The 10,470-nt window shown below is 43.1% G+C and carries 11 protein-coding genes; 3 read left to right on the forward strand and 8 right to left on the reverse strand.

Going from position 1 to position 10,470, the window contains the following annotated elements:
• Window positions 1–38 precede the first annotated feature (38 nt).
• Together NH153_RS07750 and NH153_RS07755 are read right to left on the reverse strand one after the other, a co-directional pair.
• The gene (locus NH153_RS07750; protein ID WP_063702586.1) at window positions 39–404 is read right to left on the reverse strand and encodes a hypothetical protein; all 366 of its coding nucleotides are present in this window, start codon (window positions 402–404) and stop codon (window positions 39–41) included.
• Between the two features lie 69 nt (window positions 405–473).
• Window positions 474–1,343 carry a hypothetical protein gene (locus tag NH153_RS07755; protein ID WP_063702588.1) on the reverse strand — a complete coding sequence of 290 codons (870 nt, stop codon included), beginning with the start codon at window positions 1,341–1,343 and terminating at the stop codon, window positions 474–476.
• 228 nt (window positions 1,344–1,571) lie between these two features.
• On the opposite strand from NH153_RS07755, the gene NH153_RS07760 reads away from it, so the two are divergent.
• Genes NH153_RS07760 through yjjG form a run of 3 tightly spaced genes read left to right on the forward strand, consistent with a single transcriptional unit; the run spans window position 1,572 to window position 3,745 of the window.
• Window positions 1,572–2,471, forward strand: a complete 900-nt coding sequence (locus NH153_RS07760) for a phosphoribulokinase (RefSeq protein ID WP_054561042.1) — start codon at window positions 1,572–1,574, stop codon at window positions 2,469–2,471.
• 48 nt (window positions 2,472–2,519) lie between these two features.
• Window positions 2,520–3,059: an inosine/xanthosine triphosphatase gene (gene yjjX, locus NH153_RS07765; protein ID WP_063702590.1), complete on the forward strand. Its 540-nt coding sequence runs from the start codon at window positions 2,520–2,522 to the stop codon at window positions 3,057–3,059.
• 11 nt (window positions 3,060–3,070) lie between these two features.
• A complete protein-coding gene (gene yjjG, locus NH153_RS07770) occupies window positions 3,071–3,745 on the forward strand; it encodes a pyrimidine 5'-nucleotidase (RefSeq protein WP_063702591.1) in 675 nt (224 codons plus the stop codon).
• 70 nt (window positions 3,746–3,815) lie between these two features.
• Here the strand turns inward: yjjG and lpxC are convergent, their stop codons facing one another.
• The 6 genes from lpxC to murC all read right to left on the reverse strand — a co-directional run bounded on the left by lpxC (window position 3,816) and on the right by murC (window position 10,464).
• Window positions 3,816–4,727: a UDP-3-O-acyl-N-acetylglucosamine deacetylase gene (gene lpxC / locus NH153_RS07775; RefSeq protein ID WP_063702592.1), complete on the reverse strand. Its 912-nt coding sequence runs from the start codon at window positions 4,725–4,727 to the stop codon at window positions 3,816–3,818.
• 104 nt (window positions 4,728–4,831) lie between these two features.
• Window positions 4,832–6,079, reverse strand: coding sequence for a cell division protein FtsZ (gene ftsZ, locus NH153_RS07780; protein ID WP_063702594.1), 1,248 nt, complete (start codon window positions 6,077–6,079; stop codon window positions 4,832–4,834).
• Window positions 6,080–6,100: 21 nt separating this feature from the next.
• Window positions 6,101–7,333, reverse strand: a complete 1,233-nt coding sequence (gene ftsA, locus NH153_RS07785; RefSeq protein WP_063702596.1) for a cell division protein FtsA — start codon at window positions 7,331–7,333, stop codon at window positions 6,101–6,103.
• Window positions 7,330–8,109 carry a cell division protein FtsQ/DivIB gene (locus NH153_RS07790; protein WP_063702598.1) on the reverse strand — a complete coding sequence of 260 codons (780 nt, stop codon included), beginning with the start codon at window positions 8,107–8,109 and terminating at the stop codon, window positions 7,330–7,332. Before NH153_RS07790 ends, ftsA begins: the two co-directional genes overlap by 4 nt.
• A 1-nt stretch (window position 8,110) precedes the next feature.
• Window positions 8,111–9,031 (reverse strand): D-alanine--D-alanine ligase, encoded by a 921-nt coding sequence (locus NH153_RS07795; protein WP_063702600.1) that lies wholly within the window; start codon window positions 9,029–9,031, stop codon window positions 8,111–8,113.
• The gene (gene murC / locus NH153_RS07800; RefSeq protein ID WP_370626057.1) at window positions 9,028–10,464 is read right to left on the reverse strand and encodes a UDP-N-acetylmuramate--L-alanine ligase; all 1,437 of its coding nucleotides are present in this window, start codon (window positions 10,462–10,464) and stop codon (window positions 9,028–9,030) included. Before murC ends, NH153_RS07795 begins: the two co-directional genes overlap by 4 nt.
• Between the last annotated feature and the right edge of the window lie 6 nt (window positions 10,465–10,470).

Consider the following 10,470-nt stretch of genomic DNA (forward strand, 5'->3'; position numbering starts at 1 on the left):
TTAAGCAAATACGAAAAGGGCCACAATGTGGCCCTTTTTTATTGCGCTAAAATAGCGGTTAATTTAGATATAAATTGTTCAGCAGCGTCAGATGACATGACTTTAAATGCGATACCATAATGAATGGGCTGTGCACTTTTATAAATGCGAGTTGGAAAACGGGTCATTTCACTACTGTGAAAGTAGTCTTTGATACGCGTAATGCCCTCAATTGACTCGAAATCAGCACTGAATACTTCAAATATAGGTCTAATAACAATTTTTGCTTGGCCACTTTGCTCATGAACATAAAATGCTTCTTTTGAGCTAGCTGGCATAAATTCGTTAATATTCTTAATCTTAAAGGTACTGCGGCAGCCCGCTTTTACCAGCTGTACACTCAGTTGTTCGGCAGAAAAAGACAAAGGCGTTCCTTACAAATAGCATGGATAGTTTAACCACAGTACAGTAATCAGGCTGAAATCGTTACTCATTTATTTATTACATACAAATGCCAGTTTGCTCTGTTTGTAATTTAACCGTGAAATTGAACCATCACAAAAGCGTCTCAAATCAAGCCACTGTGACACCACTTCTGGCTCTGACAAACTGCGCTTATGAACTCGGTTATTAACCGCATAGGCCACAGTATCTTTATCAATTAAAGCAAAGTCTTGCACCGACTCAGGTAATCTAAATAAATCACTAACGTCCTCTGTTTGCGGCATAAAGCGCGCAACCCAGTGTTGGTTATCTTTGTTATAACTAAATAAATAACTGTTTGTGTGCTTATCAAAAATTAAAGTACGGCCAATATCCCCAGCAATAATACGCGGTTTAGCAGCTGCAACACGAGTGTATTGCAATGTATGCGGCTCACCTAAGATAAACATGATGAGATCTTCATCAGCGCCCCAAGCATGGTAGCCAACCGGCTCAATCCATTCAAAAATTCGGCTCGCAGCTGGCTCTTCTGCTAATGGATACTGCCATAACTTTTGCTTGCCATCTGCTTCGACCACGATTGCAGACAAGGCTTGCTGATTTGGTATAAGCGTTGGCGAGTATTCACTGACGGGCGTGTTGGTGATATTCACGCTGCTCTTAGATGCGAAGTCATAAAACGCAATATCGGTTTGTGACTGGCCATTTTCTCCAACAACCTCATGGGTGTAGTAAAGCCCAGCATCAACTAAAAACGGTTGATTATTATACGTTTTATCATCGGTTACTCGCGACACCTGCATACCATATGGAGTGTCTAAGTCGGCAAGTAATATTTCGCTTTTAGGCATCGCTGCATGTGCGTGACTGGTAAAAAATGTCCCTGCTGCGACGAAAAGTAAAGACGAAATCAATTTCATGTTGTTCTCTCGTTTTAATTTTTATCAGCCCATGATAGCGTTAATTAATCCGCCAGTCACTTGACCTTACCATGCTCGACCTTTATAACTAGGACGTGTTCGTTTTTTATCAGTTTCTACTGATTGATTTTATGCACGATAATACCAAACGCGTTAAGGTACTGACCATTAAGCACAACAATGGTTAACTATTTAAGCCGATAGGTATCAACAATAACGAGAATAATTATGTCAGCTAAACACCCTATCATCGCTATTACCGGTTCATCTGGGGCGGGGACTACCACAACCACCAATGCAATTAAGCACATATTTAGAAGCTTAAGCATTGATGCAGCCTTCATCGAAGGCGATAGCTTTCATCGTTATACACGTCCAGAAATGGATAAAAAGGTCCGTGAAGCACAACAAGAAGGCAAGCATATTAGCTACTTTGGCCGAGAAGCTAACGATTTTGGCGCTCTTGAGGAGCTTTTTTACCAATATGGTGAAACCGGGCAAGGTAAAATCAGACGCTACTTACATACTTTCGACGAAGCAGTTCCTTATAACCAATTACCGGGAACCTTTACACCTTGGCAAGATTTAGAATCAAATACAGATATCTTGTTCTATGAAGGTCTTCATGGTGGTGCTGTCGATGAGAATCATGATGTTGCAAAGCATGTCGATTTATTGATTGGCATGGTGCCTATTATCAACCTTGAGTGGATCCAAAAGCTCATTCGCGATACCTCGGAACGAGGCCACTCTCGTGAGGCGGTAATGGGCTCTATTGTACGTTCGATGGACGACTACATAAATCATATTACTCCTCAGTTTTCACGTACTCATATCAACTTCCAGCGAGTGCCTACCGTTGATACCTCAAACCCATTCAGCGCAAAAGACATTCCATCGCTAGACGAAAGCTTTGTTGTTATTCGCTTTCGTGGCATAGATGACGTCGATTTTCCGTACTATTTAAGCATGATTGAAGGCAGCTTTATGTCTCGTATCAATACGCTTGTGGTGCCTGGAGGCAAAATGGGCTTAGCAATGGAGCTTGTGCTAACCCCGTTGATCAAAGATATTATTTTGAAAAAACGCGCTCTTGAAAATTTAGCCCCGGTTGACTTGCCGATTTAACTCACTCGGGTACACTGCTGACTCTGGTAAAACAATGGAGTCGTCGGCTTGAAAGAAACATTACGTGTTATTGTTGGTTCAAAGAACCCCGTTAAAATTAACGCGGCTAAACATGTCTTTAGTCTTTATTTCCCAAACCATACGATAGAATGCAAAGGTGAACATGCGCCATCTGGCGTGCCTGATCAACCGCTAGGTGAAGATGAAACCCGCATCGGTGCTGAAAATCGTGTTAAGTATTGCCAAGATCACTTTGACGCCGACTTTTATGCAGCAATGGAAGGTGGCGCAGAACAATTTAGTTATGGCGCAGCAACCTTTGCCTTTGTGGTGATTGCAAACAAGCAACAATTTAGCGTTGGTCGCAGTAGCAACCTGCCATTACCGCAACCTTTTTACGATGCATTGCTGGCAGGTAAAGAGTTGGGTGATGTCATGGATGAGGCATTCAATACTGTTAATATCAAACAACAAGGTGGTGCTATTGGCTTATTGACCAATCACCTTGCTACGCGTGAAAGCACTTATGTACAAGCGCTGACACTGGCCATGGCGCCATTTTTACACCCAACCCTATTCAATCAGTAATTAGGATAACCATGAAGTATAGCCACGTATTATTCGATGCAGATGAAACGCTTTTTAGCTTTAATGCATTTGAAGGTTTAAAAGTGATGTTTGCACATTACGGCGTCGAATTTACTGAGTCAGATTATCATCATTACCAAGCAACTAATAAGCCGCTGTGGGTTGCATATCAAAAGCACGAAATTACTGCCAGTGAACTACAGATAACTCGCTTTACCGAGTGGGCAAATAAACTCGATGTACCAGCAAAAGCACTTAACGATGGCTTTTTAGACGCTATGGCCTCTATTTGTGTGCCACTGCCTGGTGCAGTTGAATTACTCACAAAATTGAAGCCACACGCCAAGCTAGGCATTATTACCAATGGGTTTGCTAAGTTACAACAAAAGCGCTTAGAGCACACCGGTTTACAGGATATGTTCGATTGGCTTGTTATTTCAGAGTTAGTCGGTAAAGCAAAGCCTGCCCCAGAGATTTTTCAGCACACATTCCAATTAATGGGCAATCCGCCAAAAGAGCAGATTTTAATGGTGGGTGATACCGCTGCCAGTGATATTTTAGGTGGTCACAATGTGGGTATCGACACGTGTTGGTTACAACACCCGGAAGTTGAGCTACCAGAGAATATTAAACCTACATATCAAATCAATCAGTTGGTCGAGCTTGAAGCTATTCTAGGCTTATAATTCTTGATAATAGTTTGGCAAAAAAATGACGCTTAAAGCGTCATTTTTTGTAACTGTAATATGCTTGCGATTAAGCTGCCGCTACTTCTAAGCCTGGTGCTGGCATAGTCACTGGGGTATCGAAAGTTGCCCATTCCCATGCTGACTCAGTCGCCATAATTTTACGAAGTAGTTTATTGTTTAAATCATGGCCTGATTTATAAGCCGTGATTTTACCTAGAATGTTGTGGCCAGTCATAAACATATCGCCCACACAGTCTAAGATCTTGTGTTTAACAAACTCATCGCTATAACGTAAGCCGTTTGGATTCAGTACTTTAAACTCATCCAATACAACTGCGTTATCCATGCTACCACCTAATGCTAGGTTGTTAGCGTGCATATACTCGATATCTTTCATAAAGCCGAAAGTACGTGCGCGGCTGATTTCTTCAGTGAAGCTTTGTGCCGTGATATCTAAACCGATACGTTGGCGGCTTTCATTGATTGCTGGGTGATCAAACGCAATTTCAAAATCGATGTGGAAACCATCGTATGGTTCGATCTCAGCCCATTTATCGCCTTCTTCAATACGTACTTTTTCTTTAATACGAATAAAGCGTTTAGCTGCATTTACTTCTTTAATGCCGCCTTTTTGTAACAAATAGATGAATGGTAATGCACTACCATCCATGATTGGTACTTCTGAGCTATCTAATTCAACAATTAGATTATCAATACCCATTGCCGCTACCGCCGCAATAAGGTGCTCAGTCGTTGATAAACGAACGCCATCTTTGTTTGTTAAACAGGTACACAGTTGCGTATCACCAACGGCTTCTGGTGTTGTTTCAAAATCAACAACCGGATCAAGGTCTACGCGACGAAATACTATCCCAGTATTTGCGCTCGCAGGTCGGAGAGTAATAGTGACCTTCTCACCTTTATGAAGTCCAATTCCTATGGCTTTGACTACTTCTGCAATCGTACGCTGTTTAATCATAGGTTCGCTCACTTATAGTTACAGTTAGACGGCGAATTGTATCATAAATACATCCAGCTGCCAATTTGTTTATTTATCGAACAAAATTACCAACAAAAACTGTCTTAGTCAGCTTGCTTTCTTAGGAAAGCAGGAATGTCGAAGTAATCGCCACCCTCTGATTTATCAGACTTTTTGCTGCTCTCAGTGCTGCTAGATACTGAGCTGCTCGCTGTACTTTGTTGTACTGGCTCTTGCTTTTCAGACGCAGATGACATGCTTACGTCATCGCTGCTGCCTTGACTTGCAAAGCTTGGTACATACATGCTGCTAGTCGTTTGGTTCATTGAGCTGTGTACATCAGAACCTGATGCTTTCTTAAAGCCATTATCAACAATACCAAACTGTGGACGACGATCGCCGCCTAAACCTGTTGCAACAACCGTTACACGTAACTCGTCGCTCATTTCAGGGTCAATTACCGCACCTACAACCACTGTTGCGTTTTCTGACGCAAGTGCTTTAACGTGGTTACCAACAATTTCAAATTCTTCAATCGCAATATCCATACCTGCAGTGATATTAACTAGGATACCTTTAGCACCTGTTAAATCAACATCTTCAAGTAATGGGCTTGAAATAGCCGCTTCGGCTGCTTCTTGCGCGCGGTCTGGACCAGACGCTGATGCTGTTCCCATCATCGCAGTGCCCATCGCTGACATTACTGTACGTACGTCTGCGAAATCCACGTTGATTAGACCAGAACGTGTAATTAGCTCTGCAATACCTTGTACCGCACCAAATAACACGTCATTCGCTTTTGCGAAGGCATCTAATAGTGTAGTCCCTTTGCCTAAAACTTTAAGCAATTTATTGTTCGGAATTGTAATAAGTGAGTCTACAGTTTCTGACAATTCATTAATGCCTTGTTCAGCAGCTGCAGCACGCTTTTTACCTTCGAAGTCAAATGGGCGTGTTACAACAGCAACCGTTAAAATACCTAACTCTTTAGCAATTTTAGCAACCACTGGTGCAGCACCGGTACCCGTACCACCGCCCATACCTGCAGCGATGAACACCATGTCAGCGCCTTCAAGGCTGGCACGGATAGTATCAGCGTCTTCTTCAGCAGAGTTACGACCCACTTCAGGGTTTGCACCCGCACCTAGACCAGAGGTGATTTGTGTACCTAGCTGTACTGTCACATCAGCCGACGAATTACGTAATGCTTGTGCATCTGTATTCGCGGCAATGAAACGTACGCCTTCAATTTGTTGTTTTACCATGTGCTCAACAGCGTTACCGCCGCCACCGCCCACGCCAATTACTTTAATGACAGCTTCTTCGCTGTGCTGTTCCATCATATCAAACATGTTTACTCTCCGACTTGAGTCTTAAAACTCACCTTGGAACCATTTAGTAATACGGTTCCACCAATTATTATCACCTTCCGCTTTCGACTTTTGTGCATTCATCGATTGCATTGTACGGCCGTATTGTAACAAACCAACCGCGGTCGCGTACGAAGGATCATCTACATAATCTGTCAAACCAACAATCCCGATTGGTTTGCCAATTCTGACCGGCATTTGGAAAATGTCTTCTGCCACTTCCATTGCACCCGTCATTTTTGCTGTTCCGCCAGTAATGACGAGACCTGCAGCAATTTGGTCTTCAAAACCTGAGCGGCGTATTTCTTCCATCGCCAACTCAAATAATTCTCTAAAACGTGGCTCCACAACCTCAGATAAGGTATGACGCGACATAATGCGCGCAGGACGACCACCCACACTCGGCACTTCAATCGTGTCTTCGTTGCTTGCCATTTGGCTACTAGCACACGCATATTGTACTTTGAGTGACTCAGCATGTGATATAGGTGTTCTAAATATTTTTGCAATATCACCAGTCACTTGGTTACCAGCTACCGGAATAACGGCTGAGTGACGAAGCGCACCATTAATATAAATGGTGATATCCATAGTGCCGCCACCAATATCTAACACAGCCACACCCAGTTCTTTTTCATCATCTGTAAGGACTGAATAACATGATGCCAGTGCTGTAAAGATCAACTGATCGACTTCGAGACCACAACGCTCAACGCACTTTTCGATATTCTTTGCCATATCATTTGAGCAAGTAATGATGTGCGCGCGAGCTTCCATACGAACACCGCTCATTCCAAGTGGGTTTTTAATCCCCTCTTGCATATCAATGCTGTACTCTTGTGGCAGTGCATGCAGCATTTTGCGCTCTGCTGAAATTGGCACAGAGCGAGCAATGTGAATCACATTTTCGATATCTTCATCAGTTACTTCAGTGTTGTTAATCGCAACGACACCGCTTTCGTTTTGGCACTGGATGTGTTTTCCAGAAATACCTAAATAAACAGAGCTGATACGGCAATCAGCCATCAACTCTGCTTCGTCTATTGCGCGACGAATCGATTCAGAAACAAGGTTAAGGTCGTTAACGCCGCCTTTATCCATACCATGCGATACTTGGCTGCCAACACCCACAATGCTTAGTTTGTTATCTGCGGTGATTTCACCAACGGTGGCCACAACTTTCGATGTGCCAACGTCTAATCCAATCACTAGGTTTCTTTCTGCTGACTTGGTCATGCCTTACTCTTATTTTCTAATTGTTCTTCTTGCACTGGCTTCCAGCTCACCGCAAGACCGGTATCATACCGTAAATCAACAACATCGATTTGTGCATCTGCACGTTGTTCCATGCGCGGATACACGTCAATAAAACGTTGTACACGCTTTGCTTTTTCTTTGCGGCCTAAGTTCAGGCGAATGCCGTTATCAAGCCATAACTGCCACGAAAAACGCTCTGATAGCGCTAAACTTGTCAGCTCTAAATTATTCACTTTAAGCATTTCTTGAAATTGACGAAATGCAGTCCACGCTTCGATTTCACTGCCTTCAGGGCCGTAAAGCTGCGGCAAAGTAGTAGGTAATTTTTCACTACTGGCCTGAAACACTTCGCCTGCTTGGTTTAGCAGTAAATCACTGTTCCAGTGCGCTACAGCTTGGTGTTCAACAACATAGACCTGTAAGGTATCTGGCCATTGTTTTCTGACCGAGGCTGTTGCCACCCAAGGTAAGCTTTGCACTAAGCGTTGCACATGTTTTACGTCTAATTCAAAAAAACTCGATAAGTCGGCTTTTTTTATTGCACCAATAATTGCTTTTTCATCAGTATATTGGGGCTGACCAAGTACTGATAAATGCTTTATTTGTGCGTCTTTATTTTCGACCAACCAATCAGAGACGCCCGTGGTGATTTTCACTAATGCAAAAATCACCACTAGAAAAAAGCTCACACCAAAAATCAACGACCAATTTAGCTGTTGTTTTAATTGTTGCGCTTTTTCTAAAAAAGGATGCATATTAAAGTGTTTGCTCCAAAATGCGAACAACTAATTGCTCAAAGCTTGCACCATTTGCTTTTGCCGCCATTGGTACTAAAGACTTTTCTGTCATGCCTGGTACCGTATTTACTTCTAATAAGTAAAAGTTTCCTTGCTGATCACGCATTGCATCAACACGGCCCCAACCACTTGCACCGACTAAATCAAACGCTTTTAATGCCATATCTTGCAACAATTCAGTTTCTTGCGCAGATAAATCTGCTGGGCAATGGTACTGAGTTGTATTTGATTGGTACTTAGCTTGATAGTCATAAAAACCATTCGGCGTCGTCATTTCAATCACTGGCTGAACATCTTGTCCAAGTACCGCAACAGTAAATTCACGGCCAGTGATCCACTGCTCTACAAGCACTTGGCTATCAAACTTAAATGCAGCATTTAATGCAGCATCGAGTTGCTCTGCGCTACTTGCTTCTGCCATACCAATGCTTGAGCCTTCATGTGACGGTTTGACCATCACTTTGCCAAATTCATTAATAATCGCTTGGCTATCAAATTCATAACGGCTATCAACAACGGTATAAGGCGAGGTGCTTAGGCCCATCGCTTTGAACAAGTGTTTACAACGCACTTTGTCCATCGCAAGTGCAGAGCCAAGTACATCACTACCGGTATAAGGAATACCCATAAATTCAAGCGCACCTTGAATGGTGCCATCTTCACCACCACGACCATGAAGGGCAATGAATACACGTTCAATGTTTAAATCTTTTAATTGCCATAACGGCTGATCTTTTGGATCAAAAGCAATGGCGTCAACGCCAACACTTTGCAAAGCGTTCAATACGGCTTGGCCAGATTTAAGAGAAACTTCTCGTTCGGCAGATGTGCCACCAAAAAGTACCGCTACTTTGCCAAATTTGTCGCTTAACTGGCTCATACATTTACCTGCTTTAGTTGTTCAATAGACAAGTTGGTTGCTGCTAACTTTTTCACTAACTGGCCTATGTTACCAGCGCCTTGTGTTAAAACTAAATCATTATCTTGCATAATATCAGCAAGGACACCGGCAAGCTCAGAGCTACTAGCAACATGCAGTGGCTCTTTGCCACGCTGGCGTAAACTACGACATAAACTCTTACTATCTGCACCCACAATTGGCTCTTCGCCCGCTGAGTACACATCAAGGAGTAATAGCTGATCAACATCAGCAAGCACTTTGACAAAATCTTCGTACAAGTCGCGAGTACGACTATAACGGTGTGGCTGATAAACCATCACTAAACGTTTATCTGGCCAACCCTCACGAACCGCAGCAATTGTCGCTGCAACTTCAGATGGATGATGGCCATAGTCATCAACTAACATCACATTGCCACGCTCATTTTCAAACGTACCGTAATGCTGAAAACGGCGTCCTACACCTTCAAACTTTGCAAGAGCCTCTAAAATTGCATGGTTCGCAATGTTTTGATCTTTAGCCACTGCAATCGCCGCAGTCGCGTTAAGCGCGTTGTGTTTGCCCGGCATATTAAGCGTGACAGCCAAGCTTTCACCTTGCTTATTCACTACACTAAATGAGCAGGTATTCGCTGTTTGGCTAAAATCAAGCATACGGTAATCAGCTTCGGCCGATTCACCATAGGTAATAACAGGGCGTCCAAAACGCGGGATCAGCTCTGCCGCAACTTCAGAATCAATACACACCACTGCTAAACCATAAAACGGTAAGTTATGAATGAAATCAACATAGGTGTCTTTCATTTTTTCTAAGCTACCGCCGTACGTATCCATGTGATCTTCTTCGATATTCGTGATCACCGATACCATAGGCTGTAAATGTAAGAATGACGCATCACTCTCATCAGCTTCTGCAATTAAAAAGTCACTTTTACCAACCTTGGCATTACTTCCTGCACTATTTAACAAGCCACCAATAATAAATGTTGGATCAAGGCCAGCTTGCGCATAAATGCTCGCGATTAAACTCGTGGTTGTGGTTTTACCATGAGTGCCTGCTACCGCAATACCGTGGCGAAAACGCATTAGTTCAGCCAGCATCTCAGCACGGCGAACAATAGGAATACGCGCCGCTTTAGCCGCTTTAATCTCAGGGTTTTGCTCATTTATAGCACTTGATACCACCACAACGCTGGCATCTTTTACATTGTTTTCATCATGACCAATAAATACTTCTGCACCCACTTGAATTAAGCGCTCAGTCATTGCACTGTGCGCAATATCTGAGCCTGTGATGCGGTAGCCTTCAAAAGCAAGTACTTCGGCAATTCCACCCATGCCTGCACCACCAATCCCAACAAAGTGGATGGTGTCGATACGACGCATCGCAGGACGAGTGTTGTTTTCTTTCATCGTGCT

Origin of the sequence: Pseudoalteromonas gelatinilytica (genome assembly GCF_001641615.1) — a bacterium.
GTDB lineage: Bacteria > Pseudomonadota > Gammaproteobacteria > Enterobacterales > Alteromonadaceae > Pseudoalteromonas > Pseudoalteromonas gelatinilytica.